We start from the raw sequence: 26,250 nt of genomic DNA, 5'->3' as shown, positions 1-26,250 counted from the left end.
CCGGCAGCCAGCGTCCGACGCGTTCTGCTCCAAGTATGATAAATCCCGGTAGCGCGCCGCGCCATGCAAACCTAAAGACGAGGGCTTTGGCGCTGGGCAACCCGACCGGTCGACGATTGTTCGGCGGGGACGCTCACGCGGTGGCGGTATAAAGGGGGGATGGCGTGGACGACGCGATGATCGGTCGACGTGCGGCGTTGCTGGGGGGCGTTGCCCTGGCCGCTGGCTGCACGAACAACGGTCGGCTGGCTGGATTGCCCGCAACGCCGGCGTTCGTCACGGTCGACGGAACCCATTTCCGGCGGGGCGGCAAGCCCTACCGCTATGCCGGGGCCAACATCTGGTACGGCGCATGGCTCGGCGCGGAGACCGCGTACGGCAACCGCGCGCGTCTCGGCCGCGAACTCGACCGCCTGAAGGCGCTCGGCGTGCGCAACCTCCGCATCCTCGGGTCGGCGGAACTCTCGCCGTTGAAGAACTCGATCACGCCCGGTTTCCGCGACCAGACCGCGACCTATAACGAAGACCTGCTCAAGGGCCTCGACTGGATGCTCGCCGAGATGGCGAAGCGCGACATGACCGGCGTGATCTACCTGACCAACTTCTGGGAATGGTCGGGCGGAATGATGACGTATCTGTCGTGGGTCAACGGCGGCAAGTTCATCAACATGAACGACCCCGCGCACCCTTGGCCCGCGTTCGCCGACTGGAACGCCGCGTTCTATGCCAACGGCCGGGCGCAGGCGATGTACCGCGACTATATCCGCGCGGTCGTCTCGCGTACGAACACCGCGACGGGCGTCGCCTACGCCGCGGATCCGACGATCATGGCGTGGCAGTTGGCGAACGAGCCGCGTCCGGCCGGCGGACCTGCGGTCGCCATACCCAACCTGCCCGCCTTCTACCGCTGGATCGACGAGACCGCGCGGTACATCAAGACGCTCGACCCCAACCACCTCGTCTCGACCGGTTCGGAGGGGCTGAAGGGTTCGATCGAGCGCGAGGACGTCGTACTCGCCGCGCACCGTTCGCCGTCGATCGATTACCTCACGACGCATATCTGGCCCAACAACTGGACCTGGATGGACGCAAATGATCTCGCCGGCACTTACGACGCGGGCGCGGCCAAGGTCGCCAACTACATCGACGCGCATATCCGACTGGCCACGACGCTCGGCAAGCCGCTGGTGATCGAGGAGTTCGGCTATCCGCGCGACGGGAAGACCGCCTATGATCCGGCCATCATGACGGTCTATAAGGATCGCTTCTACCGTCAGATTTATGCGGCGATCGAAACCAATGCCAGGTCCGGCGGACCGCTCGCGGGCTCGAACTTCTGGGCGTGGAACGGCGAGGCTCGCACGCCGCATGCCGACCACCGGTTCCAGCGCGGCGACCTCGGCTATATGGGTGACCCGCCACACGAGCCGCAGGGCTGGTACGGCGTGTTCGACAGCGACGCCTCGACGCAAGACGTGATCCGGGCGCATGCCTCAGCAATGGCGGCGTTCTGATGCCGGCGTTGTCGTATCGAACTGGAACACACGGTATGCGTACGGTTCTGGGCCTGCTCGGTGCAGCGTTGTTGTCGACGTCGGCGGTCGCGACGCCGATCACCGTCATCGCGGTATCGAGCAAGCCCGGTGCCGCGCTTCCGATGCATATCGGCGGCCGGGTCGAGCGGACGTCGGACGGCTATCGACGCCAATGGCCGGGCACCTATTTCGAGACGAATTTTCGGGGCGCAGGCATCCTGCTGAAGATCGGCGAAGGGGATGTCATCCTGCGTATCACGGTGGACGCATCCTCCCCGACGACGCTCTTCAAGCCCAAGCCAGGGCTCTACCGCGTCGCCGGTCTAGCAAACGGCCGCCATACGATCCGCGTCGACGTCGCCAGCGAGAGCCAGGCCGCGCCGACCGTCTTCGGCGGATTTTACGCGGCGGCCAGAACGCGCGCGTTGCCCATCCCCGCCCGTGCTCGCCAGATCGAATTCATCGGCGACTCCCACACCGTCGGCTACGGCAACGTCTCGACCAAGCGCGACTGCACCGAAGCGGAGGTGTGGGCGACGACCGATACCGCGCAAGCCATGCCGGCGCTGGCGGCGAAGCGATACGGCGCGGACTATCAGGTCAATGCTATCTCGGGTCGGGGGATCGTCCGCAATTACAATGGCATGGCGGCCGACACGCTTCCCGTTGCCTATCCCTTCACGCTCTTCGACAAGGCGACGCGCTCCGTCGATCCGGCGTGGCACCCGCGTCTGTTCGTGATCGCGCTCGGCACCAACGACTTCACCACGCCGCTCCATCCCGGGGAGCCGTGGAAGACGCGCGAGGCGCTCCATGCCGATTACGAGCAGCGTTATGTCGACTTCGTCAAACGCCTCCGGGCCCGCGATCCGGACGCGCATGTCGTCCTGTGGGCGACCGACATGGCCGGGGGCGAGATCGCGGCGGAAGTCGGCAAGGTTGCCGCGCGTTTGAAGGCGGAAGGCCAGCGCAATATCGCGTTCGTGCCCGTCACCGGGCTCGCGTTCACGGGATGCCATTCGCATCCGTCGACCGCCGACGATGCGCAGATCACGACCGCCCTGTCGGGCTATATCGACGCGCATCCCGAGATGTGGGCGCACCGATAGCCAGCATACCGCGACGCGGTCGTGACGAGCCTTGATTATATATCCTCGGCCGCAATCCTCTCGACCGATCCTACGTTACCGGTATCGGCACCCGCCCGGTGCAGCACCCGCACCACCGCTTCTGGGCCGCCGCGGCGGACAAGCGCTACCCCGCGTCCCCCACCGGTCCGATGAAGGGGTGCGCATCGCAAACCTGCTGGACCGCCGCCTTCCTGGACGCGACGCGGGGGCGATAGGTCGACCAAGCGCTGAGATCGTTACGCGATCGTCGATTGCCCGCGTCGGAACGTCACGCTACACCTTGCCCGTCGGCCCGTTCTCGGATGGGTCGACATGATCGCACCGGTGCTCCGCGAGGAGCTTAATAGGGAACGCGGTGAGGGTGGCTTCGACCACCTGATGCCGAGGCTGTCCCTGCAACTGTAAGCGGCGAGCGTGATGCACGTGCGTGGTCGGGCGAAGTCCCCGGTCACCAGCCACTGGACCGATCGGTCTGGGAAGGTTGTGCATCGGGCGTTGACCCGTGAGCCAGGAGACCTGCCGGCGTGTGGTCGCTCTTGCCTGGTCCAGGGGATGGCCGAGGCACGGTACTCCGTCTGAGCGACGATGTGTGCGGTGGGGACCGCATGGGCAGGCGTGCCGGTCGCGATGGCGTCCGTCGGGTATGGCTGCTCCCGTTCGCTTGGACGTGCTCGGGCAATCCGCTCGTGGCGCGCTCGCCGGCGCACGTTCGAGCCTCGTGCTCGGTGACAGGCCCCTGCCGGTTCGTCCGACGCCTCGGGGGCTTTTATATGTCGTTTCCATCACCGTATGCCGCGTTTGCCGCGTCGTTGCTCGTCACCTTCCTACCATCCCTGGCCAGCGCGCAGACCAGTGAGGATCGTTCGGCGAGTAGCGCCGACGATATCCTCGTAACCGGCCGCCATCAGGCCGACCTGACGGTTCCGAACTCGACCGGCAGCCGCCTGAACCTGTCGCCGCTCGAAACGCCGGCGACGCTGTCGACGATCGACGGCAATACGATCCGGGCGCGCGGCGACGTGTCCGTGAACGACGCGACCAGCCGCGCGCCCGGCATCACCAGCGTCGCCAACCTCGGCAATGGTGGCACCGCGCTCGCCGCGCGCGGGTTCAGCGGTCAAGGTTCGGTGCTGCAACTGATCGATGGTATCCGCCTCTTTCCAGCAGCCGGCACGATCACCTTTCCGAGCGACCCGTGGATGGTCGAGCGGATCGACGTGCTCAGCGGTCCGGCTTCCGTCCTGTACGGGCAAGGCGCGCTAGGCGGCGCGGTCAACGTGCTGATGCGCAAGCCGAATACGCGGCACACCGATGTGGACGGCGAGATCGGCTATGGATCGCAGGACAGTTTCCACGTCGCAGCCGGTGCCGGTGGACCGCTCGACGAGCATCTCTCCTACCGCGTCGACGGCAGCTACAGGCGGTCCGACGGGTATGTCGATCGCGGGCAATCACGAAGCTACGCGCTGTCGGGGACGTTGCGCTGGGCACCGACCGATCGGTTCGTCGTCACGGTGCGCGACGATTATGGCAACCAGAATCCGATGCGCTATTTCGGTACGCCGCTGATCGACGGACGGCTCGACCACGACAATCGCGACCGCAACTACAACACGCGCGACGGCCATGTCCGCTACCGCGACAACCGGACAAGCCTCCAGGTCGATTGGCAGCCGAGCGAGACGCTCACCGTCAGCAATCAGGCGTACCGGCTCACCTCCAAGCGCGAGTGGCTCAACCTCGAAAGCTATTGCTGGGTGGCGGCGGACGGCTTCTGTCCCAATGGCGCGAATGACGTGCGCGCCACGCCCGGGCGCATCTATCGCACCGACATGACCGGGATCGTCCACGATCAGACGCAATGGGGCGACCAGGGTAGCGTGACGCTCAAGACGCGGATCGCGGACGGCGTGACCAATGACGTCGTCGCGGGCTTCGACGTGAACCTCGTCAAGCTCACCTATTCGCACAATTTCGGCGCCGACCCGCAGGTCTCGGTCGTCGATCCGTTCGTGTTCGATCCTGGCGTGATCGTCGACACGCAGGGGATCGCACCGCGGTATCGCACGCGGACGAACGAATATGCGATCTTCGCGGAGGACCGGCTGAAGCTTGGCGAGCATGTCTCGATCGTCGGCGGCATCCGCTATGAGCGCGATCGGATACGGCGCTGGACGATCGACTCGACTGCCGCCGTCCCGACCGCAAGCTTCGCGCTCGACAAGCGGCTCGGCAACACGACATGGCGGGTTGGGACGGTCTATCAGCCAGTCCCGACGGTCTCGTTCTACGCGCAATATGCCACCGGCGTCGATCCGCTGGGGACGCTGACGACCTATACCACCGGGCAGGTCCATTTCAGCAACGCGACGGGCGACCAGGTCGAGGCGGGCGCCAAGGCCGTGTTCCTGGATGGCCGCGGCACCGCGACGATCGCCGCCTATCGCATCGTCAAGAAAGGACTGTTGTCGCAACTGACCCCGACGAGCCCGATCGAGCAGGTCGGGCAGCGATCCGCGAAGGGTATCGAGGCTGCGGTGTCGCTGGACTTGCCGGCAGGGTTCGGGATCGACGCCAATGGCAGCGTCTTGGAGGCGCGGTTCGACGACTTCGTCTCGGGCGAAAGGAGTTTTGCCGGCAACACGCCACCCGACGTCCCCGAGACGACGGCGAACCTGTGGCTTAGCTGGACCGCGACACCGGCGGTCCAGGCGCGTGCCGGACTGCGCTATGTCGGGCGAAGATTCTCCGACAACGCCAATGTTTTCCGCATTCCGGGTTATGCGACGGTCGACGCGACGCTGTCCTACGCGGTGACGCCGCGGGTCGCGATCGACGTGCATGTCTATAATCTGTTCGACAAGGATTATGCGATCAACAGCTACGGCGCGCAGCAATGGGTGCTGGGGCGGCCGCGCGCCTTGGACGTGTCGCTTCGTGCCGGTTTCTAACGCCGGCAGGCACGCGCGCCGGTGGCTGTATCTCGTGCACCGATGGGTCGGCATCGCCAGTTGCCTGTTCTTCGCGATGTGGTTCGGGTCGGGCCTGGTGATGCTGTACGTGCCGTACCCTTCACTCTCGCCAACCGAAGCGCTGGCGAGAGCCGAGGCGATCGACTGGTCCGCCGTGAGCGTGCCGCCACCGCTCGATGCGGGGCGATTGCCGCAAGACCTGTTGCTCGAGATGCGCGACGGCGTACCGGTCTGGCGGAGTCAAGGCTGGGACGACGAGCGGCATACCGTTTCCGCAAGCAAGGGCCGGCATCTGGCTCCGGTGGACGCGGCTTATGCCGTTCGCGTCGCAAGCCGTTTCGGGCGAGCACGCGTCCTGAATGTCGAGCGGATCATGCGGGATCAGTGGACGGTGTCGGGTGGTTTCGACCGACATCGCCCGCTGTGGAAAGCGACATTGGAGGACGAGGGCGGCACCAATCTCTACGTGTCGGCTTCGACCGGCGAGATCGTCCAGTCGACCGACCGGACCGAGCGGTTCTGGAACTGGCTGGGATCGGTGCCGCACTGGCTGTATCCGACCGTCCTGCGCCAGGACAACGCCGCCTGGCGACAGGTCGTCATGTGGGTTTCGGGGCCGTGTATCGCCGCGGCACTCGCCGGCATCTGGATCGGTATCCTCCGCGCACGCATCGGCCCCCGCCGGTTCAAGGGCGGGCGGATGACGCCGTATCGCGGGTGGATGCTCTGGCATCATGTCGCGGGGCTGGTCGGCGGCGGTTTCCTGATCGCGTGGATCTTCAGCGGATGGTTGTCGGTCGGTCCCTGGCACCTGTTCCGAAGTGCGGAACCGGATGCGCGGGCGGTGCGCGCCTATGCCGCTGCTGGCGTGATGCCGGCCGTACCCCTCGACCGGTTGCGCCATGTCGGCGCGGGAGCCGTCCGTCTAGGGATTACCAACTATGCGGCGACACCCCTCGTGGTGCTCGAGTATCCGGATGGCCGACGTCAGATTCTCGACGCCGCGACGCTCGTGCCGTCCCAGCCAAAGCCAAATGCGATCGTTGCCGCCGCACGGGTGCTTGTCGCCGGCACGCCGCCGGTCGCGATCGACCGGCTGACCGAGCCCGACGCATATTGGTACGACCCCGGTGGTCTCCCTCGCCTGCCGATGCTCCGTTTGCGCTTCGACGATCCGGCCGCGACGTGGCTGTATATCGACCCCGCGACCGGCGACGTGCTGGCCAGGATCGATCGGCGCAGGCGGACATACCGCTGGGCGTTCGACCTGCTGCACAAATGGGATCTGACCATACTGACGCGGTACCGGCCGGCGTGGGACCTGCTGATCTGGCTGTTCTCGCTGGTTGGCTTGGTGACGTCGGTCAGCGGCATCTGGCTCGGCTGGAAGCGGTTGAGACGCGGCTGATCCAGGCTTTAACGGGACGTTTCGTCCACGTGACAGCGCCACTGCGAGCGCGTAGTCGTGCGCCGTGGCAGCACTCCGTCGCCTTCTCCTGGACCATCGCCAGCTGGCGGCGTGGGTGCTTGCGTGCGCGCTGGCGATGAAGATCCTGGTGCCAGCCGGGTTCATGCCGGTCGTCTCCGGGGGGCGCGTGACGATCGAGATCTGCGGCGGCACCGTGCCTGTGCAGACGGTGATGGCACCCATGATGGCGATGGCGATGCCGGGCATGGCGCATCATTCGGGCAAGTCCGATCATCAGGAGCGGGAGATGCCCTGCGCCTTTTCCGGCCTGACCGCGCCGTCGCTGGCAGCGGTCGATCCGGTGCTGCTGGCGATCGCCATCGCGTTCATCGTCGGTCTCGTCCGCCACGTGAGAACCGCGGTATCGATCGCTGCGCAACCCTATCTTCGGCCACCCTTGCGAGGCCCTCCGCCCTTCCCCGCCGCGTGATCCGTCGGTCTTCGGACCGGGCGCGATCACGATGCTTCGGCTGGTCCACCATGATGGCGGACCGGTCTCGACACGCGCGGCTTGCCCGCGGGGGATGACGGTATCCGATCCACACCTCGATGTGCGGACGGATCCAGCAGGGATTCACATGTTCAAAACCATAGTCTTCGCGTCGGCATCGATCGTCGCGTTCTCGGGGACCGCCCACGCGTCTGACAAGGAGGACGCGATCGACAAGAAGGCCGAGATCGTCGTCACCGGCCAGCGCGACCAGCTGAAGCTCGATCGCAAATCGGATACCGGCAGTCGCCTCGGCCTCTCGGTCCGCGAGACGCCCGCGACCGTCGAGACGCTGACGCAGGCGGACATGCAGGTGCAGGGGCTGCGCACCGCGCGCGAGGTTTTCAACAGCGTCGTCGGCGCGATCGCTGGCAACGTCCCCGGCAACCCCGCGGTCGTGACGTTGCGCGGGTTTTCGGGCGGCGCCGTCTCGATCCTGCAGGACGGCGTCCGTATCTCCACCTCGACCGTGGTCCAACGGGATACCAATGTTTGGCATTTCGACCGGATCGAAGTGATCAAGGGGCCGGCCTCGGTGCTCTACGGCGAAGGCGCGCTGGCCGGAGTCATCAACAAGGTCACGCGCAAGCCGACATTCGACGGCGACCACCTCGACGGATTGCTGAGCGTCGGCAGCTTCGACACGGTGACCGCGGCCAGCGGCGTGAACCTGAAACTGTCGGACAGCGCCGCGATCCGCGCGGACGCGAGCTACATGCACTCCGACAGCCTGTACGACGTCGACGACAATGCGACCTGTACGACGTCGACGACAATGCGACGCGCTCGGTCGGACTGACGGGCAGCATCCTGTTCAAGCCATCGGCCGATTTGAGCCTGCTCTTTGCCGTCGACCATTACGAGGACCGGTACGACAGCAGCTACCAAGGGCTGCCGTTCGTCTCTGCCGCCGTTGCGCGCGATCCGAGCAACGCGCTGCGGAGCAGTAACGGCATGGTGCTCGACAAGGCTCTGCGCCGTCGCAATTACAATCCGTACGGCGCCTATTCTGGCGCACGCGACACGACGCTGCGGTCGCGGATCGACTATACGATCGGCGGCGGCTGGTCGGTCGCGAACGACTTCACCTGGTATCACGCCAAGCGCGACTTCGTGCTGAGTGGCGATCAGAACTTTACCGCCCCGACCGCCGCCTTCCCCAATGGCAGCTTCGCGCGGTCGGTCCAGCGGATCTACCACGACCACAAATTCTGGAACGAGCGGCTCGTGATCGCCAACGACAGCGAAATCGCAGGACTGCGCAACCGGTTCAGCCTGGGCGGCGAATATAACGACACGAACTTCGTCAACCCGCGCCAGCAAAGCCCGGTCGGTGGCAATGCGGCCGTGCGGATCGCGAACGTCGATCCGTTCGCGCCGATCGTCGGAGTCTTCCCGACCAGCGATGCCGCCTATTCGACGACCAACGTCGTCTATGACTCGAAGCTCAAGACGGCGTCGGTGTTCGCCGAGGATGCGCTCAACCTGACTCCAGGCTGGCTGCTGGTCGGCGGAGCGCGGTACGATCATATCGACCTGACCCGCGTCATCACCAACCTCAACGCGAACGGCGCGGTCACGCGGGGCACGCCGACCTATGATCCGTTCTCCTGGCGGATCGGCACCACCTACGACCTTACGCCCGACATCACCTTGTACGGCCAATATACGACCGCGGTCACACCGGTATCGTCGATACTACTCCAATCGATCGTCAACACGACGTACAAGCTGACCAAGGGTCGCTCCTACGAGGTCGGTTTCAAGGCCTCGGCGTTCGCCAAGCGGCTGACGATGACTGGCGCCGCATACCGGATCGAGCAGACCAACATCCTCACGCGCGATCCGAACAATCCGCAGCAAGCCATTCAAGGTGGCGAGCAATCGTCGCAAGGCGTCGAACTCAACATCGGCGCGGCGGTGACCGACGCGCTCTCGGTGTCGGCGGGTGCCGCCTATACCGACGCGCAGTACGACCAGTTGAGCGAGCTGATCGCCGGCGTCCGCATCGACCGCGCCGGCAACCGACCGATCAACACGCCCTCGACCACCGTCAGCGGATCGGCGCTCTATACGATCAAGGCCATACCGGTGACCCTCGGCGGGTTCGTCCGGCACGTGTCCGGCTTCTACACCGACACCGCCAACAGCTATTTCGTCCGCGGGCATACGACCATCGATGCGTCGATCAGCTATCAGGTCGCACCGCAAGCATCGGTGTCGGTCCGCGGCCGCAACCTGACCGACGCGTTCTACGGCGAGTATTCGGGCTACCCGACGACCAACGTCTATATCGGCGCGCCACGCAGTGTCGAAATCGCGCTTTCCACGCATTTCTGAGCAGGGGTTTCCAGATGGCATTCACCGGTTCGGTCGATCCGAAAGCCTATCGCGCGCTGTGGCGCTGGCATTTCTATGCCGGCCTGATCGTCGCGCCTTTCCTGCTGATCCTGGCCGTCACGGGCTCGATCTATCTGTTCAACGACGAGATCGACGATGCGCTGTATCCGGCGCAGCGATTCGTCGCGGTCCATGCAACGCAGGTGCCGCCGTCGCGGATGATCGATGCCGCGCTGAAGGCTCATCCAGGGGCAGCAACCCGGATCGACCTTCCTGGCGCGCCCAACCGCTCGGCGGTCGTATTCGTCACCCCCGATCACGGCGAGCCGCTTCGCGTGGCCGTCGATCCGGGAACGGGCCGCGTGCTCGGCTCGACGATCTATGGCCGCACGCTGGTAGGGTTCGCCGACGAGATGCACGGATCGCTGACGCTCGGCACGGTCGGCGATCGGATCGTCGAGCTTGCTGCGTGCTGGGCGCTCGTCCTGATCGTCACCGGACTGTACCTGTGGTGGCCACGTGGTCGGGGTGGCTTCGGCGGTATCCTCTATCCCAGGCTCGGCGCGAGGGGACGCCTGTTCTGGCGCGACCTGCACGCGGTGATCGGCGTCTGGTCCGTCGCGTTCATCGCGTTCCTGCTGCTGACCGGCCTCCCCTGGGCCGGGATCCAGGGCGACCTGCTCAACCGCGGTACGGCGGCGCTCGGCATCGGCTACCCGGCATCGAACCGGACGCATAATGCGCCGGCGAGCGTGCCGATGAAGACCGCGCTCGGCGAAGCACCGTGGACGATGGAGCAAGCGCCGATGCCGACATCCACGGCGTCCGCGGAGCATGCCGGTCATGCGGGCCACGAGATGACCATGGCGGTGCGGGACGATGCGGCGGTTGCGGGGATCGACCGGATCGCAACCTCCGTCACGCGCGATCACCACGTCGCGGGTGCGTATCGCCTGTTCCTGCCGAGTGGGGCGACCGGCGTCTACACCGCCTACACCTATCCTGATCAGCCGCAGGGGCAGCGCACGCTGTATTTCGATCGCTGGACCGGCGGCTTAATCCGAGAGGTCGGCTACCCCGATTACGCCTGGGCAGCGAAGGCGATCGAGCTCGGCGTCCAACTGCACATGGGCAATTACTTCGGGCTCGCGAACCAACTCGTGATGTTGGCGACCTGCCTCGCGATCGTGTTGCTCGTGATCAGCGGCGTCGTGATGTGGTGGAAACGCCGCCCGGCGGGTCGCCTTGCCGCGCCAGCGCGCGTCTCCCCGACGAGGATCAAGGGCGCTGTCGCCATTCTCATCGTCGCGGGGATAGTCTTCCCGATCCTGGGAATGTCGGTGATCGCGATCTTCCTGATCGACCGGCTGGTGTTGCTCGCGGTGGTGAGGCGATAGCGGAACGTTCGAGGATAGCTGCGGCGCGCTATTGCGCCACGGCCGCGAGACAGTCGGTGGCGGGCGTACCGTGCCCCCGCGTGCGAGGGATGCTGATCACGGCACCGGCGCTGTGTGGAATCCTAACCACTTCCAGCAACAGCATACCGCTGCCTACCGGCCCGAATGACAGTATCCCCCTGCTCTTTACGTCAACGTCATCTACACGCTCACATAACAGGCCCCAGTCACGCCCACGACTGCTACTCTACTGCAATAGTTGTAAATTAATGATCAATTAAGCATACATTTATCTTGTAATTGATCTTAGTAACATACATAGATCAAGTATGGTGGAATAGGCCAAGCGTTGCGAACGTCGCGACGGAGCGTTTCAGCCCCATGATGCCTGTTTGCATACAGATTCTCGAGACCCGATCATAATCGGGCTCCAGTATCTTCGAAGGCTTCGTCCTTGCTTCGGACGCTCTCCCCACATTCATTGAACATGGCTCCCGCTGCTGCGGATGGGAGACCCGTGCCTTCCATCCGCGGTGACTTTCGAGGTGTTCATGTACAAGTCGACCCTTTGGGCGGCCGCGCTTGCGGCTGTGAGCCCGGCTGCCTTGCTGATTTCGACGCAATCGGCGCAGGCGCAGGTTCCCGTGGGAGCCGGTGGACAGCTCCAGCAGATCCCGCCCGTACCGCTGAACGAGACGCGCGCACCGGACTTCGGCTTCGAGCGCAAGACGCCGGTCGTCGTTGCCGCCACGGGTGGTCCGAAGACGCTCGTGCGCTCGCTGCGCGTGACCGGTGCGACGCTGTTTCCCGAGGCCGACCTGATCGCCGCGTCGCAGTTCACGCCGAACAGCGAGCTCGACCTGTCCGACCTGAAGACGCTCGCCGCGCGGATCACCGCCTATTACACCAGTCGCGGCTATTTCGTCGCGAACGCCTACCTGCCCGCACAGGACGTACGGAGCGGCGCCGTTACGATTGCCGTCATCGAGGGACGCTTCGGCGCAGTCGGCGTCAAGAACGAGTCACGACTTTCCGACAGCGTTGCGAACGGCATCCTTGCCGGGCTCGACGTCGGCGATCCGGTCGCGGTCGCACCGATCGAGCGCCGCTTGCTGATGCTGTCGGACCTGCCCGGCGTGCGCGTATCGTCGACGCTGAGCCCCGGCACCGCGGTCGGCACGTCGGACCTGCTGGTCGCGATCACCCCCGGCCAGAGCATCACCGGCAGCGTCGAAGCCGACAATGCCGGCAACCGCTACACCGGCGCCTACCGCGTCGGCGGCGTGGTCAACTGGAACAATCCAACCGGCTCGGGCGACGTGCTGAGCCTGCGCGCGCTGACGTCGTTCCCCGGGCTCGCCTACGGCCGCGCGTCGTACCAGGCACCGATCGGGCAGGTCACGCTCGGTGTCGCGTTCGCGCATCTCGACTATTCGCTCGGCAAGGAATTCGACAGCCTCGACGGCAGCGGCAACGCCGACGTCGCGAGCGTCTATGCAAGCTATCCGCTGATCCGCTCGCGCGACAACAACCTGTACGTGACGGTTGGCGGCGACGTGAAGTGGTTCGAGGACAAGATCGGCATCGTCGACGTCACCACGTACCGCCGCGCGCAGGTCGTCACCGCAGGACTTAGCGGCGATGAGCACGACACGCTTCTGGGTGGCGGCTGGAGCGCGTATTCGCTGAGCTACTCGGTCGGCAATCTCGACATTCGCGGCGCATTCGAACGCTCGATCGATGCGCTGACCGCGCGCACCGATGGCAGCTACGGGAAGGTGCAGTTCAGCTTCGCGCGGTTACAGACGATCGCCGGGCCGCTGTCGCTGTTCGCCTCCGCGCGCGGGCAGATCGCGTTCAGCAACCTCGACATTTCCGAGAAGATGGAGCTGGGCGGCGCCTATGCCGTCCGCGCCTACCCCGAGGGCGAGGCTTACGGCGACCAGGGCTACGTCGCCACCGCCGAGGCGCGGCTGGCCTTGCCGCAGGTCGTGCCGGGTGCGCTCCAGCTGTTCGGGTTCGTCGACGTTGGCGAGGTCGATTACGTCAAGCACCCGTATTTCGACGGATCGAACCACGCGAAGCGTAGCGCGTACGGCGCCGGCCTGAGCTGGGCGGGGCCGTACGGTATCGCCGCCAAGGCGACCTATGCGCGGAAACTCGGCGATGCCGATGCGACGTCCGCCCCCGACAAGTCGGGCCGCGCCTGGTTCCAGCTCTCGAAGACCTTCTGAGCGCACCAGCCCCCAAAATTTAGCGGCCATCCGCCGCCACCGAGGATACCGCACATGACCCCCATCCCTTCGTCGATCAGAAACACCCGTCGCCCCGCTCCCACCGTCACGCGTACCAAGCGAGGCGGGTTGTTCGGCACGACCGGCCTCGCGCGGTTTGCCTGGCTGATCGGGTTCAGCCTTGCGGGCACGATGGCGGCGCGCCCGGTCGAGGCGCAGACGCTACCGACCGGTGGCGAAGTCGTCGCGGGCCAGGCGAGCATCGCGACCGGCACCAAGTCGCTGACCGTGACGCAGACCAGCGACCGCGCGGCGATCAACTGGCAGTCCTTCTCGATCGGCAAGGGCAAGAGCGTCGTCTTCGAGCAGCCGACCAGCAGCTCGGTCGCGCTGAATCGCGTGCTCGGCTCGGACCCGTCGGTCATCCTCGGCAATCTGTCGGCGAACGGGAAGGTGTTCCTGGTCAACGCGAACGGCATCCTGTTCGGCCAGACCGCCAACGTGAACGTCGGCGGGCTCGTGGCCTCGACGCTGAATATTTCCGACGCCGATTTCCTCGCGGGCAAGAACAGTTTCGCGGGCACGAGCGGCGCGAGCGTGCAGAACGACGGCACGATCACCGCGAAGAACGGCTATGTCGCGCTGCTCGGCGCGAACGTCGGTAACGGCGGCGCGATCAAGGCGAACTTCGGCACGGTCGTGCTGGCGGGTGGCGAGGCGATCACGCTCGACGTCGCGGGTGACGGGCTGCTCAACGTCGCGGTCGACAAGGGCGCGGTCGGCGCGCTGGTCCGCAACGGCGGGCTGATCCGCGCGGACGGCGGCAAGGTCGTGATGACCGCGCAGGGTGCGGGCGACCTGCTCCATACCGCGGTCAACAACACCGGCATCGTCGAGGCGCGCACGTTGCAGAACCGCGGCGGCACCATTCTCCTGCTCGGCGACATGAAGACCGGCACCGTCAGCCTTGCCGGCACGCTCGACGCGAGCGCACCGGTCGGCGGCAATGGCGGCTTCATCGAGACGTCGGCGGCGACCGTCAACGTGGCGGACAGCGCCAAGGTCTCGACCTACGCACCGGGCGGCCTGACCGGCACATGGCTGATCGATCCGCAGGATTACGTGATCGGCGCAGGGGGCAACATCTCGGGCTCGACGCTGTCGGCGCAGCTCGTCACGACGAGCATCACGATCAGCACGATCCCCGCTGCAGGCGACACGACCACCGGCAATGGCGACATCTTCGTCAACGATGCGGTCGCCTGGACCGCGTCGGGCGTACCGACGACGCTGACGATGAACGCGTTTCGCGACGTCAACATCAACGCGCCGATCACCGCGACCAACGGCAACATCGTCGCGTGCTGTGGCCGCGACGTGAACGTCAACGCGGACCTGACCACGACCAACGGCAGCATCCTGCTCAACGCCGGGCGCAACGTGCAGGTGTTCCACGCGATCACCACGACCGACGGCAACATCGCCTTGTGCGCAGGGCATGATGTGATGATCGACGCGGCGGTGACGCTGACCCGCGGCACGACGATCCCCGCGCAGAGCCTCGGCCTGCCGGTAGGCCTCACGCTGATCGCGGGGTCGGACGGCACCGGGCCGGGCGTCAACGGCGGCACGATCGTGTTCTCCGCGCTGTCGCCGCCGACCACGGTCACCGCGGCGCCGGTATCGATCAACTACAACCCGGTCTCGTACACAACGCCGACCGACTTCTCGACCGAGTTCGTCCTAACCGAGGGCGCGGCGATCACGCAGCGGATGCTGCTGTTCCCGACCGCGCAGAAGGTCGCCGATGGCACCAATGCGGCGGTGCTGAGCGGGTTTAACACCAACGGCACGTCGGGGACGCCGACCGGCGTATCGCTGGTCGCCGGTCCGAACGCGACCGCGACGTTCGACAGCACCGGCGAAGGCACGGGCATCGGCGTCAGCTTCAGCGGCTACACGCTGACCGGCGCGAACGCGAACCAGTATGCGCTGGCGAGCTCGTGCTGCGTCGCCGGGTTCCGGACGACGGGGACGATTACGGCTGCCGCACCTGCGCCAGCGCCTGCTCCGGCGCCTGCTCCGGCGCCAGCGCCTGCCCCGGCTCCAGCTCCAGCGCCCGCCCCAGCTCCAGCGCCCGCTCCGGCGCCAGCGCCTGCTCCGGCACCAGCGCCCGCTCCGGCACCAGCGCCCGCTCCGGCACCAGCGCCTGCTCCGGCACCAGCGCCCGTCCCGGCTCCAGCGCCCGCCCCGGCTCCAGCGCCCGCCCCGGCACCAGCGCCCGCCCCGGCACCAGCGCCTGCCCCGGCACCATCGCCTGCTCCGGCACCAGCGCCTGCCCCGGCACCAGCGCCCGCTCCGGCACCATCGCCTGCTCCAGCGCCCGCCCCAGCTCCAGCGCCCGCTCCGGCACCGGCGCCCGCCCCGGCACCAGCGCCCGCCCCGGCACCAGCGCCCGCCCCGGCACCGGCGCCCGCCCCTGCACCAGCGCCTGCTCCGGCACCGACACCAACGCCGACGCCAACCCCGACGCCTCCGCCAGTACTCGCGCCGCCCCCTACCGCGACGCCGCCCCTCACGCCCGTCCCGAACCTGCCCACTGCTACGCGGCCGTTTCTGGAGGTTCCGCCGGTGACGGTGCGCGTACCGACGCCGCCGACGATCGAGGTGGTCGAGGGTGGCGTGACGTATCCGACGCCAGAACGGCCCGGCACCGTGATCGTAGAAACACCCGAAACGCCGCAGGTCGTGCAACCGGTCGTCGAACGCCCGTTCGTGCAGCCTACGCCGCCCAATACGCCAGCCGTGCCCAATTATCCGCGGAAGCAGGCGCGTCATTGAGATGATCGGGACCGCGCGGCGCGGCGTCTCGGCGCCCGCTCGCTGGTTTTCGCGCTGGCAGGCACTGCTCGGCTGGGGAATCGTTGCGGGCGCCGCCGCCGTACCGGGCATCGCGGCGTCCCCCGCGCCGGCTGCTATTGTCGCGACCGCGGCGCCGGACGATGCCGGCCGGTTCGGCGGCGTGGCGACGTCCGAAGACGTGCGCGACACGGTGAACTGGGTGTCGAAGTCGCACGACAATCACGCGCTGCCGTTCGTCGTGATCGACAAGGTAAATGCGGTCGTGCTCGCGTTCGATGGCAGCGGCAATTTACGCGGGCGGGCGCCGGCATTGCTCGGGATGGCACGCGGCGACGCCAGCGTGCCGGGTATCGGCCAGCGCAAGCTAGCGACGATTACGCCCGCCGAGCGCACCACGCCGGCCGGTCGCTTCCAGGCCTCGCTCGGGCGCGATTTCGAACAGGATATCCTGTGGATCGACTATGATGCCGCGCTGTCGCTGCACCGTGTGATCAAAGGGCGCCGCGTCGACGATCGCGCCGGACGGCTCGCATCGGCGACACCGAGCGACAACCGGATCTCATATGGCTGCGTGAATGTGCCGCCGGGATTTTACGACGATGTGGTGAAGCCGTTGTTCACCGGGACCGTCGGAATCGTCTATATCCTGCCAGAAACGAAACCGCTCCGGACCGTGTTCGCCGTGCCAAACTGACGCTTGATCCTGCCCCGCCAGAGGGAGGTGGCTGGCGCTTGCCAGACGGAGGGGGAGGACACGGAACGGGCCTGATCGTGCCCTCCCCCTCCGTCGCCTTCGGCGCCACCTCCCCCTTGCGGGGGAGGATCAAACGTTACGTCACTGACACCAAGGCCGTTCGCGGTACCATTTCGTCAGGACGTACTTCACGCCCTGCTCGACCGGCATGCCCTGGTGGAGCGACCCCAAGTTCGGCGCGCCATACTCGTCCATGTTGTTCCAGATCACGAGGTTGCCCGCTTTCGGCGCGATCATCACCCCCGCGGTCGGGTAGTTCGTCCGCCCTCCAGCCTCGGGCTCGTTGAGGAACGTCATCGCCGACCACGTTCGCTGGCCGCCCATCGTTACCTGGTCGAGCCAATAGGGCTGTTCGGTATCGAAGAAGTCGTGATGCGGCTTGAACTCCTGCCCTACCGCGTAACGCTGCCCCTGCAACGCCTCGCCGTAGCGCGGCTCGAGTCCCGTCAGCAGGTCGAGCTTGGTCTCGACCGCAGTCACGGGCGCGGGGCCGGGATAGAGGTAGCACGTCTCGCTGGTGCGGTGCGGAGACACCGGGGCATCGCCGACGACGGGCGACGGCACGCGATTGGCTTCGATGAGCGCGATCACCGCGGCGCATTCGTCGAGCGTGAGGAAATCGCGGACGATATAAAGCTCCATGCCGTTCGCCGGCATCCGGACCGTGCCGGGATAGCACAGGATCCGATCGCGCACCTGCTCGGCAGAGTTCGCCCTGCCAAGCGCTTCGATTTGACCATCGCGACGATCGGTGGATCGTGCGTCCGAATTGGCGCCTGGGCTGTCAAGATTAGTCATAAAGTCCGCAATACTCACAAGAATCACGATGAGGATTATGACTTGGATCTATAAAGCAGATTAAGTTTCGTACAACGTGCATCCTTATCAGATAACCGACGTTTATCATGTACGACCAACATAGGTTAGGCCGGTTGCGCGACTACATCGCGAACCGCAGCCCTCATGGATGCGCATAAGTCGCACCTACCGAAGAGTTCGGGAACATCCCCCGCTCCGCTGCCGGCGTGAGCCCTGGGTGACGCGATTGAACGACATCGGCGGAGACTATTCATGAACCCGAGATTTCTCGTGGGCGCTGGGCTTTGGTCCGGCGGGCACACCACCCTGGCGATCGCGACCGAAGCGCAGAACCAGCGCATCCCCCAGCGGATCAAGGACCGGCAGACCGAACGCTTTCGGTAGGCGCTCGCGGGTCGCGCGCTGAACGCCACCCCGACCCACCGACGTCCCCCATTCTGCTCTTGCTCGTCCTCGCGCCTCGCGGGGCCAGGATAGTCATGTTCAAAAATCTTCTCGCCGGCGCCGCCGCGGCGTTCCTCGCAGTCATCCCGCAACCCTCGGCCGCGCAGACGGTGGTATTGCCGGGCGCGCTCCTGCTCGCCGGCTACCGCGCGACCTGCGGACCGGTCGATACGATGATCCAGCCGATCAACGACATCGCCGCCGCGTATAAGGGCCGCATCATCCTCCACCCACGCGTCCTCGACCTGCCGCGCGCGCAGCAACTCTTCTGGTACACGCACGAATGCGCGCACCAGATCTTCGGTCCGGGCGAAGCCGCTGCGGATTGCTGGGCGGTGCAACAGGGCAAGATACAGGGTTGGCTCACACGAGACGAACTGGCGAAGCTCGCGGTAACGATGCGCTACTATCCTGGTGACGCCACGCATACCGACGGTGCAGCGCGGATCGTGGCGATGGACGCTTGCTTCTCACGATAGTCCAGCGATTCCGGCGTATAATAGAAACTCAAGACTGTGGCGCTAGTTCGGTATCGACAACGCAATAACACCCCCGGCTGATCCAGGTCGTTGACAAGATCGCACCGACGGCTTCTGTATCGTTAGCGTAACGATGCAGCTCTTTGCGGTGTCGGATCGCCTCCGTCTGGATTGCACCCGCCATGCCTGGTTCCCTACCCGAGGCGATAGACGGCGGTGCACGGTCGCACGGCCCGGACGTTTCCGCCTGCGACCGCGAACCGATCCACCGGCCTGGATCGATCCAGCCGCACGGCCTCGTCCTCGTTGCCGACGCCTGCACCTTCAAGATCATGGCAGGCGCGGGCGACATCGAAAATCTGCTGGCGCCGCAGTGGCTCGGCGCGAACCTCGACGAGTTGCTCGGCCAAACCGTCTCGGCGCAACTTGCGGCCAAGCCCAACGCCAGCACGGTCGTCCTTGCGCGCGTGATCGGTCTCGAAACGCCGTTCGACGCAATCGCACACCGCGTATCGAACACCATCGTCGTCGAACTCGAACCCGCCCCCATAGCGATGCCGTCCCCGATCGACGTTCTGGTGGAGATGGAGGAAGCCGCGGCGACGTTCGAACAGGCGTTCGGCCTGCGCGAACTGTGCGAACGCGCCGCCAGGACGTTTCGCCAGTTGACCGGCTTCGACCGGGTGATGCTGTACCGCTTTCTCGACGATGACGCCGGGGTCGTCCTGGCCGAGGACCGCGATCCCGCGCTCGGCAGTTTCCTCAACCAGCATTTCCCGGCGTCCGACATCCCGAAACAGGCGCGCGCGTTGTACGTCCGGAACCGCGTCCGCATCATTCCCGACATCGCCTATGAACCCGCATTGCTACGTCCAGCCGGTGCGACGCCGCTCGACATGAGCGATCTCGCGTTGCGCAGCGTATCGCCGATCCACCTGCAATATCTCGCCAACATGGGCGTCGCGGCGTCGGCATCGGTGTCGATCGTCCGCGACGGCACGCTGTGGGGCCTAGTCGCCTGCCACCATCCGACGCCGAAGTTCCTGCCACTGCATGTCCGCATGGCCTGCCGTGCGCTCGCCGGGAGCCTTGCCCGCCAGATCCGCGCGAAGGAGGATGCCGAACTCTACCGCGAGCGCATCCGGCTCCGCACCGCCGAGGACGCGGTCGTGCTTCGGCTCGGCAGCGACATCTCGCTCGCCGGCTTCTTCGCGACTGCGGGCGACGACATGTGCCGGATGCTCGGCGCCGACAGTTTTGCGGCGGTGCGCGGGACCGAATTGTTCGTCGCCGGTCGCTCCCCCCGCCATGACGACATCCGCGCGGTCGCCGCTCATGTGATCGATCTCGGCCGAGCGCTGCCCTTCTCGACGGATCGACTGTCCGAACAGCTGCCCGCCGCCACCGGCTTCCAAGATCTAGCCAGCGGCGTTCTCGCGGTGACGATGTCGACCGACGAGCCGACGATCCTGATCTGGTTTCGTGCCGAGCAGATCGAGGTGATGAACTGGGCCGGCAACCCGCACAAGAATCTGGGCGTCGATCCTCACATCCCGTTGACACCGCGCGCCTCGTTCGAAAGCTGGAGCGAGGCGGTCCGCGGCCGATCGGTATCGTGGACCTTGTTCGAGATCGAGGCGGCCGGGCGGCTGAAGCGGACGATGTTTGACGCCCGCCAGAACCGTCGCCTGTTCGAGGTGAACCGCGAACTGACCGCGACGATCGCCGACAATGAGAGCCTGTTGCTGCAGAAGGACTATCTCATCAAGGAGGTCCATCACCGCGTCCAGAACAGCCTGCAACTCGTCTCCGCGTTTCTTGGACTCCAGGCGCGAGCGGTCGGCGACGACGTGCTGACCGCGCATCTGGCGGAGGCGCAGCGACGGCTGTCGGCGGTCGCGATGGTCCACCGACGGCTCCATTCGGACGAGCATGTCCAGGCGGTCGATCTCGCGCGGTACATCGGCGACCTGTGCACCGAGATCAAATCGACGATGGACCGGTCATGGGGCGGCCAGATCGAACTCGAACTCGCGCCGATCCTGATCTCCACCGATCGTGCGGTCAGCGTCGGGCTGATCCTGACCGAGCTGGTGATCAACGCCAACAAATACGCCTATGCCGGTGCGTCGGGACCGATCACGATCGCGCTCGAACAGCATCGCAACCGCTTTCGGCTGATCGTCGCCGACCGCGGTCGCGGCAAGGCGAGTTCCGGGACCGGGTTCGGGTCGCGGATGCTCATGTCCATGGTCGCTCGGCTGTCCGGCACCATCGAGGAGGCCGACAACGATCCCGGCCTCCGCGTCACCATCGGCGCGCCGATCAACGACGACCTCCCGCACGCCTGATCCCCTACTCGGTCGAGCCCGTATGCATCAGGTGACGCACGTCGTCCGCGACCTGATTGTTGGCGCCGAGCCGCTCGATCAACTGCGCCTGACGGCTGCCCCGCAAGCCGGCCGTCGTCAGCTGCTTGTCGCGCACATAGGTGTAGACGCCGCTGACCGCGAACGCCTGGACATGCGCGATGTTCGCCTTCTGCGCGGCCTGCGTCGCGACGAAAATGTCGGACTCGAAGAAAGCGCGGCGTGTGAGCGGGCTCTCGAAGGCCAATTCGATCACCGCGATCAGTAAACGATCGGCCGGCACGAGATGATCGACATTGGGTGCAGGCGGCGCGGGCTCGGCGTTGTCGTAGCGGTCCGGCAAGTGCAGCCGCAGTTTCAGCACCGCAGGGTCAGCGGCGAGCGTCCGGGCAAACTCGGTCATGAACGTACCAAACGCGTCCGTATCGTCGCCCGCTGCGCCGAAATGGACGTGAATCCGGTCGAAGCCGTCGTCGCCATTGGGGATCGGATCCGCGATCCGGTCTACCAATGTGCGCGATCCGTTGGGCAGCGCATAGGCGACAGTGGCGGCGAACATGTTCTGTTCGTCGGCGAACAGGATGTGGCTCGCGGCGTTGAAGACGTCCTGGTCCGCCTTCGATGCGAAGCCGATCTCGACCCCGCCATCGAGTTCGTAGTCCGCGAACGGTGCGATACCGTCGATCACCGGCCAGAGGTGCGCGTCCTGCTCGCGGTTCAAATGGTTCTGGACGTACCAGCCGAGCCCCGGGATGCGCGAACACAGCGGACCATGGACGTCGCGCCAATAGGTCGCGAAAACTTCGTGCGGGACGCGGGGGCGGCGCAATACCGTCGTGTAGCTGTTGATGACGATGCTGGCATCGCGCTGTGCATAGTCGGTCGTGGTCGAGGCTTTGGGCATGACTGGGTTCCTGATGACGGAAGGGTCGAACGCGCGAAGACAGAATGCCGGGCCGGCGGGCGCGTAAATTCCCGCACGAAACCCGATCGTTACGCGATGCTCCGGGTCTTCACCCGGTTGACTATCGGCGTAACAAGCACCGCGAGGATGGCGATCGCGGCGGCGACATAGCCGACCGCGCCGAGCCCGAGGTGCTGGATCACCGAACCGCCGATGATCGCGCCGAGACCGATGCCGGCGTTGGCCATCGACACGTTGAGCGTGCCGGCCAGTGCCTGCGCGTGGCTTGCCGACTGCATTACGCGGACCTGGCAGATCGGGTAGAGCGCGGTGTTGGCGATGCCCCAGACGGCGAGCGCCACTGCGAGCCAGGCATGCGAGCCCGCGACTAGAGTCGTCGCTGCCATGCCGACCGCCAACACCACCGACGTGACCGCCGTCACGAGCAATGGCCCGCGACCGACGAACTGCCCGCCCAGCCAGTTGCCGGCGAGACCGACGATGCCGAAGCCCATCAGCCACCAGCCCACCTGCCCCGCCGGAATGTGCGCGATCTGCTCCAGCGTGTCGGCGAGATAGGTATAGGCGGTGAACATCGCGGTGAAGACGATCACCGACAGCACGACGTTGCCGAGGAAATACGGGTCCTTCAGGATGCGTGCCTGTTCGGCCAGCTTGACGCGCGCGGGGCGGGCCAGCGTCGGCATCACGACGAGCAACAGCACTGTCATCAGCAGAGACAGTCCCGACAATCCCCAGAACGTCCCGCGCCAGCCGAACGCGGTCGATGCGAGCGTCCCGAGCGGAATGCCGAGCACCATCGCGCCGGAAATCCCGAGATAGACGTTGGCGACGGCCTTGCCCGCCTTCTCAGGCCCCGCGAGTTCGCCCGCGGTCTCGCTCGCCGTGCCCCAAAACACAGGCAACGCCAGCGCCGGGAGGAACCGTGCGAGGCCCAGCACCCAGATGTCCGGAGCGGCCGCGGCGAGTGCGTTGGCGGCGGCGAAGATCACGAGGATCACGACGAACAGCTTTTTGCGCTCGAAATGCGACAGCATCGCGGTCAGGAACGGGCCGGCGAGCATCACGGTGAACGCGAACAGCGTCACGAGTTGCCCCGCGACCGTGATCGAGATGCCGAGGTCGCGCGACAGGCTCGGGAGCAGGCCGACGATGATGAACTCGGTCGTGACGATCACGAAGGCGGAGATCGCCAGCAGCAGCACCGCGAGGCCATGCCCGGCGGATTTTGCACCGGGCGGCGCAGCAGTAATGGGACGAACGGGGGACGACATTGGCAAACTCCTGTAGCTGCCGTCTCTACGCGCGACGAAAAGCGACGTCCTGCGGCATGTTTTCGCGTATGGCGGGACAATAATTCCAGAATGGACTCGCATGATTCCCTCCGAACGCCTCAAGGGCATCGAAGCCTTTGTCTGTACCGCCGACGCTGGCAGCTTCACTGCGGCCGGCGTGCGGCTGAACCTGACCAACTCCGCGGTCAGCAAGAGCGTCGCCAGGCTGGAGGCGCGGCTGGGTAGCCGCTTGTTCGAACGGACCACCCGTCGCCTGACGCTGACCGACGTCGGCGCCGCCTTCTACGAGACCTGCGTCCGCGTGCTCGAAGATCTTGCCGATGCCGAAGCGGTGCTGGCGGCGCACCGGTCGGAGATCGTCGGGCGGCTGAAGGTCGACGTGCCGATCGCGTTCGGGCGGATGCAGGCGATGCCGCTGTTGCTCGCCTTCGCCGAACGCCATCCGAATTTACGCCCGAGCATCACCTTCACCGACCGGAAGATCGACATCGTCGAGGAGGGCATCGACGTCGCGATCCGGATCGGCGCGTCGGAGCCCTGGGCGGACAATCTCGGCCACCGCTATCTCGGCAGCGAGCGCGTCATAATCTGCGCCGCCCCCGCCTATCTCGCACGGCGCGGGACACCGGCATCGGCGGACGATCTCGCGCGGTTCGACTGCATCCTGTACGGGCGCGGCGACGGCAGCACGATCAAGTGGCGTTTTGCCGACGGCGCTGGTGGCATCGACGAGCGCGCGATGGATGGCCGGATCGTCCTCGGCAGCGCGGAGGCTCAGGTCGGCGCGGTCAAGGGCGGGTTCGGTATCGCGCAACTGGCGACCTGGCTGATCGAGGACGAACTCGCGCGTGGCGAACTGGTCGAGGTTCTTCCTGAACTGGCGACGGCGGGGCTTCCGCTGCATCTCGTCTGGCCCCGTCGGCGGCAGCTCAGTCCGAAGGTGGATGCGCTGCTCGACGCACTGACCAGTGGCCTTCGGATTGCATGACGGCGAGGTGAAAAGCGCGTCATCCCGCCATTTCCTGCAACTCGGTGTGGCGTTGCCGGTTGGGGAAAGATGACCATCTTCAACGATCAAATCGCTATCGTCACTGGCGGTGAATCCGGCATCGGTGCCGCCTGCGCCAAGGCGCTCGGCGAGGCCGGCGCGCGTGTCGTCATCACCTATTTCAAGGACTCCGCGGCGGCGCAGACGGTATGCGCGGCGATCGGCGGATCCGACCGCGCCATCGCCGTCCAGGCCGACGTCGGCGACGAAACCGCGATCGAACATTTGTTCGCGCAAGCGGAAGCAGCGTTCGGCACGGTCACGCTGCTCGTCAACTCCGCGGGCCTCAACATGAGCGGCGTCATGCTGGTGGGCATGGAACTGTCCCAATTCGACCGGGTCATCCGCTCCGACCTCTACGGCCCGTTCCTGACGTGTCGCCGCATGGTCCGTGCTCTGGAAGCCAAGGATATCAAGGGCCGCATCGTCAACATCTCGTCGATCCACGAACGTGCCCCGCGGCCCGGCGGCGTCGACTATGACTCTGCGAAGGGCGGCCTGTCGCAACTGACGGCGACGCTGGCGCTCGAACTTGCGCCGAAGGGCATCGCGGTCAACGGTGTCGCACCGGGCATGATCCTGACGCCGATGAACCAGTCCGCGCTCGATCATCCGCAGGAACTCGCCGCCAAGGAGGCCGCGATCCCGTGGAAGCGTGCCGGACGACCAGACGAGGTAGCGTCGCTCGTGAAGTTCCTGCTGTCGCCCGCCGCGGACTATATCACTGGCACGACGGTGACGATCGACGGCGCGCTGTCGTTGACCGTGGCGCAGAGCGCGTGATGGTCACTTATGCGGTCGAGCAGCTCGACACCGTCGCGATCTCCGCCAATTCGGTGATCGACGGCATGGATTTGATGAGCCCGTTCGTCTGGAAGGAAGGCGACTTGTACCGGATCATGGTTCGCGGCGTTCCGCACCCGCTCGGGCCGCACGATCCGACCGGGATCATCGCCCGCGGCGAAAGCCGCGACGGGCTGTCGTTCACGATGGATCCGGGCTTAGCGATAACCCCCGGCCCCGGCGCGGAGGACATGGGTGGGTGCGAGGACCCGACCGTCCTGGTGACGCACGATCACGAATATCTGATCTACTACACCGGCGTCGATGCGGACCGCTCGCAGGGCTGCATGATCCTCGCCGCCGGCCGCGACCTGACGGCGCTGGTCAAAGAGGATCTGGTGCTCAAGGCTCCACCCGGCGAGGGCAACATCAAGGAAGCCACGCTGGTGCAGACGAGTGCCGGCGACTGGCGGCTGTTCTACGAATACGCCGCGGATGGTGCGTCGCGGATCGGCATGGCGGGCGGACCCACTGCAAAGGGACCGTGGACGGTGCTGCCCGATCCGTTCGGCATCCGCGAGGATAGCTGGGACAATTGGCATCTGTCGACGGGGCCGATCTGGCAGATGGAGGGTGCTGACCCGGTAATGTTCTACAATGGCGCGACGCATGATGCGCGGTGGCGGATCGGGTGGATCAGCTTCAGCCCGGATCTCGCGCGGGTGACGGGGCGCGGGTTGGAACCGCTGCTCGTGCCGCCGCCTGCGCTGAGCCGCGAGGCGACAGATATAGCGTTCGCCGCCTCAACCGTCGCGGAAGGCGACCGGATTGCATTATATTATTCGCTCGAGGATCGCATGCTGAGACGCGCGTTGATCGGACGTTATAGCCACTGACTACGGAGAA

The 26,250-nt window shown here is 66.0% G+C and carries 21 protein-coding genes and 1 riboswitch; of the genes, 18 read left to right on the top strand and 3 right to left on the bottom strand.

The window, feature by feature from the left end:
* Nucleotides 1–164 precede the first annotated feature (164 nt).
* The 12 genes from AC59GX_RS16720 (at nt 165) to AC59GX_RS16665 (ending at nt 17,122) form a co-directional block, all read left to right on the top strand.
* On the top strand, nt 165–1,514 hold the full coding sequence (locus tag AC59GX_RS16720; protein WP_497302099.1) for a glycoside hydrolase 5 family protein: 1,350 nt from the start codon (nt 165–167) through the stop codon (nt 1,512–1,514).
* A 35-nt stretch (nt 1,515–1,549) separates the two neighbouring features.
* Complete coding sequence (locus AC59GX_RS16715; RefSeq protein WP_426282229.1) at nt 1,550–2,644, top strand: SGNH/GDSL hydrolase family protein; 1,095 nt, start codon at nt 1,550–1,552, stop codon at nt 2,642–2,644.
* 98 nt (nt 2,645–2,742) lie between these two features.
* The gene (locus tag AC59GX_RS16710) at nt 2,743–2,880 is read left to right on the top strand and encodes a hypothetical protein (RefSeq protein ID WP_426282231.1); all 138 of its coding nucleotides are present in this window, start codon (nt 2,743–2,745) and stop codon (nt 2,878–2,880) included.
* Nucleotides 2,881–2,972: 92 nt separating this feature from the next.
* Nucleotides 2,973–3,203: riboswitch (cobalamin riboswitch) on the top strand.
* Nucleotides 3,204–3,435: 232 nt separating this feature from the next.
* The gene (locus AC59GX_RS16705; RefSeq protein ID WP_426282232.1) at nt 3,436–5,616 is read left to right on the top strand and encodes a TonB-dependent receptor; all 2,181 of its coding nucleotides are present in this window, start codon (nt 3,436–3,438) and stop codon (nt 5,614–5,616) included.
* A gap of 34 nt (nt 5,617–5,650) precedes the next feature.
* Nucleotides 5,651–7,045 (top strand): PepSY domain-containing protein, encoded by a 1,395-nt coding sequence (locus AC59GX_RS16700; protein WP_497302098.1) that lies wholly within the window; start codon nt 5,651–5,653, stop codon nt 7,043–7,045.
* Between the two features lie 64 nt (nt 7,046–7,109).
* A complete protein-coding gene (locus AC59GX_RS16695) occupies nt 7,110–7,535 on the top strand; it encodes a DUF2946 family protein (protein ID WP_426282234.1) in 426 nt (141 codons plus the stop codon).
* Between the two features lie 148 nt (nt 7,536–7,683).
* A complete protein-coding gene (locus AC59GX_RS16690) occupies nt 7,684–8,394 on the top strand; it encodes a TonB-dependent receptor plug domain-containing protein (RefSeq protein WP_497302097.1) in 711 nt (236 codons plus the stop codon).
* Between the two features lie 32 nt (nt 8,395–8,426).
* Complete coding sequence (locus AC59GX_RS16685; RefSeq protein ID WP_497302096.1) at nt 8,427–9,935, top strand: TonB-dependent receptor; 1,509 nt, start codon at nt 8,427–8,429, stop codon at nt 9,933–9,935.
* A gap of 14 nt (nt 9,936–9,949) precedes the next feature.
* The gene (locus AC59GX_RS16680; protein WP_426282236.1) at nt 9,950–11,332 is read left to right on the top strand and encodes a PepSY-associated TM helix domain-containing protein; all 1,383 of its coding nucleotides are present in this window, start codon (nt 9,950–9,952) and stop codon (nt 11,330–11,332) included.
* A gap of 551 nt (nt 11,333–11,883) precedes the next feature.
* Nucleotides 11,884–13,566 (top strand): ShlB/FhaC/HecB family hemolysin secretion/activation protein, encoded by a 1,683-nt coding sequence (locus tag AC59GX_RS16675; protein ID WP_426282237.1) that lies wholly within the window; start codon nt 11,884–11,886, stop codon nt 13,564–13,566.
* Between the two features lie 54 nt (nt 13,567–13,620).
* Entirely contained in the window at nt 13,621–16,407 is a 2,787-nt protein-coding gene (locus tag AC59GX_RS16670) for a two-partner secretion domain-containing protein (RefSeq protein ID WP_426282238.1), read from the top strand.
* Between the two features lies 1 nt (nt 16,408).
* On the top strand, nt 16,409–17,122 hold the full coding sequence (locus tag AC59GX_RS16665) for a L,D-transpeptidase (protein WP_426282239.1): 714 nt from the start codon (nt 16,409–16,411) through the stop codon (nt 17,120–17,122).
* A 141-nt stretch (nt 17,123–17,263) separates the two neighbouring features.
* On the opposite strand, the gene AC59GX_RS16660 is transcribed toward AC59GX_RS16665, so the two are convergent.
* On the bottom strand, nt 17,264–17,980 hold the full coding sequence (locus AC59GX_RS16660) for a prolyl hydroxylase family protein (protein WP_426282240.1): 717 nt from the start codon (nt 17,978–17,980) through the stop codon (nt 17,264–17,266).
* A 273-nt stretch (nt 17,981–18,253) separates the two neighbouring features.
* On the opposite strand from AC59GX_RS16660, the gene AC59GX_RS16655 reads away from it, so the two are divergent.
* From AC59GX_RS16655 to AC59GX_RS16645, 3 genes are all read left to right on the top strand, one after another.
* On the top strand, nt 18,254–18,385 hold the full coding sequence (locus AC59GX_RS16655) for a hypothetical protein (protein WP_426282241.1): 132 nt from the start codon (nt 18,254–18,256) through the stop codon (nt 18,383–18,385).
* Nucleotides 18,386–18,480: 95 nt separating this feature from the next.
* Nucleotides 18,481–18,924, top strand: a complete 444-nt coding sequence (locus AC59GX_RS16650; RefSeq protein WP_426282242.1) for a hypothetical protein — start codon at nt 18,481–18,483, stop codon at nt 18,922–18,924.
* A 182-nt stretch (nt 18,925–19,106) separates the two neighbouring features.
* Complete coding sequence (locus AC59GX_RS16645; RefSeq protein WP_426282243.1) at nt 19,107–21,275, top strand: histidine kinase dimerization/phosphoacceptor domain -containing protein; 2,169 nt, start codon at nt 19,107–19,109, stop codon at nt 21,273–21,275.
* Nucleotides 21,276–21,279: 4 nt separating this feature from the next.
* On the opposite strand, the gene AC59GX_RS16640 is transcribed toward AC59GX_RS16645, so the two are convergent.
* The gene (locus AC59GX_RS16640; protein WP_426282244.1) at nt 21,280–22,197 is read right to left on the bottom strand and encodes an EthD domain-containing protein; all 918 of its coding nucleotides are present in this window, start codon (nt 22,195–22,197) and stop codon (nt 21,280–21,282) included.
* Between the two features lie 89 nt (nt 22,198–22,286).
* Nucleotides 22,287–23,492 (bottom strand): MFS transporter, encoded by a 1,206-nt coding sequence (locus tag AC59GX_RS16635; protein ID WP_426282245.1) that lies wholly within the window; start codon nt 23,490–23,492, stop codon nt 22,287–22,289.
* Between the two features lie 100 nt (nt 23,493–23,592).
* Between AC59GX_RS16635 and AC59GX_RS16630 the strand changes: the two genes are divergently transcribed.
* The 3 genes from AC59GX_RS16630 (at nt 23,593) to AC59GX_RS16620 (ending at nt 26,240) form a co-directional block, all read left to right on the top strand.
* Nucleotides 23,593–24,501, top strand: coding sequence for a LysR family transcriptional regulator (locus AC59GX_RS16630; protein ID WP_426282247.1), 909 nt, complete (start codon nt 23,593–23,595; stop codon nt 24,499–24,501).
* Between the two features lie 69 nt (nt 24,502–24,570).
* Complete coding sequence (locus AC59GX_RS16625; protein WP_426282249.1) at nt 24,571–25,344, top strand: SDR family NAD(P)-dependent oxidoreductase; 774 nt, start codon at nt 24,571–24,573, stop codon at nt 25,342–25,344.
* The gene (locus tag AC59GX_RS16620; RefSeq protein WP_426282446.1) at nt 25,344–26,240 is read left to right on the top strand and encodes a glycoside hydrolase family protein; all 897 of its coding nucleotides are present in this window, start codon (nt 25,344–25,346) and stop codon (nt 26,238–26,240) included. The genes AC59GX_RS16625 and AC59GX_RS16620 overlap by 1 nt, the downstream gene beginning before the upstream one ends.
* Nucleotides 26,241–26,250 lie beyond the last annotated feature (10 nt).

This window comes from Sphingomonas sp. 320_CC (assembly GCF_059691795.1).
The sequence above is the reverse complement of the archived record's forward strand: the minus strand, read 5'-3'. Positions and strand labels throughout refer to the sequence as shown.

Coding starts and splice junctions, on each gene's coding strand:
- AC59GX_RS16660 (WP_426282240.1), bottom strand. CDS start 17,980: ATGACTAATCTTGACAGCCCAGGCGCCAATTCGGACGCACGATCCACC.
- AC59GX_RS16620 (WP_426282446.1), top strand. CDS start 25,344: ATGGTCACTTATGCGGTCGAGCAGCTCGACACCGTCGCGATCTCCGCC.
- AC59GX_RS16675 (WP_426282237.1), top strand. CDS start 11,884: ATGTACAAGTCGACCCTTTGGGCGGCCGCGCTTGCGGCTGTGAGCCCG.
- AC59GX_RS16715 (WP_426282229.1), top strand. CDS start 1,550: ATGCGTACGGTTCTGGGCCTGCTCGGTGCAGCGTTGTTGTCGACGTCG.
- AC59GX_RS16645 (WP_426282243.1), top strand. CDS start 19,107: ATGCCTGGTTCCCTACCCGAGGCGATAGACGGCGGTGCACGGTCGCAC.
- AC59GX_RS16655 (WP_426282241.1), top strand. CDS start 18,254: ATGAACCCGAGATTTCTCGTGGGCGCTGGGCTTTGGTCCGGCGGGCAC.
- AC59GX_RS16640 (WP_426282244.1), bottom strand. CDS start 22,197: ATGCCCAAAGCCTCGACCACGACCGACTATGCACAGCGCGATGCCAGC.
- AC59GX_RS16705 (WP_426282232.1), top strand. CDS start 3,436: ATGTCGTTTCCATCACCGTATGCCGCGTTTGCCGCGTCGTTGCTCGTC.
- AC59GX_RS16635 (WP_426282245.1), bottom strand. CDS start 23,492: ATGTCGTCCCCCGTTCGTCCCATTACTGCTGCGCCGCCCGGTGCAAAA.
- AC59GX_RS16650 (WP_426282242.1), top strand. CDS start 18,481: ATGTTCAAAAATCTTCTCGCCGGCGCCGCCGCGGCGTTCCTCGCAGTC.
- AC59GX_RS16680 (WP_426282236.1), top strand. CDS start 9,950: ATGGCATTCACCGGTTCGGTCGATCCGAAAGCCTATCGCGCGCTGTGG.
- AC59GX_RS16670 (WP_426282238.1), top strand. CDS start 13,621: ATGACCCCCATCCCTTCGTCGATCAGAAACACCCGTCGCCCCGCTCCC.
- AC59GX_RS16625 (WP_426282249.1), top strand. CDS start 24,571: ATGACCATCTTCAACGATCAAATCGCTATCGTCACTGGCGGTGAATCC.
- AC59GX_RS16690 (WP_497302097.1), top strand. CDS start 7,684: ATGTTCAAAACCATAGTCTTCGCGTCGGCATCGATCGTCGCGTTCTCG.
- AC59GX_RS16630 (WP_426282247.1), top strand. CDS start 23,593: ATGATTCCCTCCGAACGCCTCAAGGGCATCGAAGCCTTTGTCTGTACC.
- AC59GX_RS16665 (WP_426282239.1), top strand. CDS start 16,409: ATGATCGGGACCGCGCGGCGCGGCGTCTCGGCGCCCGCTCGCTGGTTT.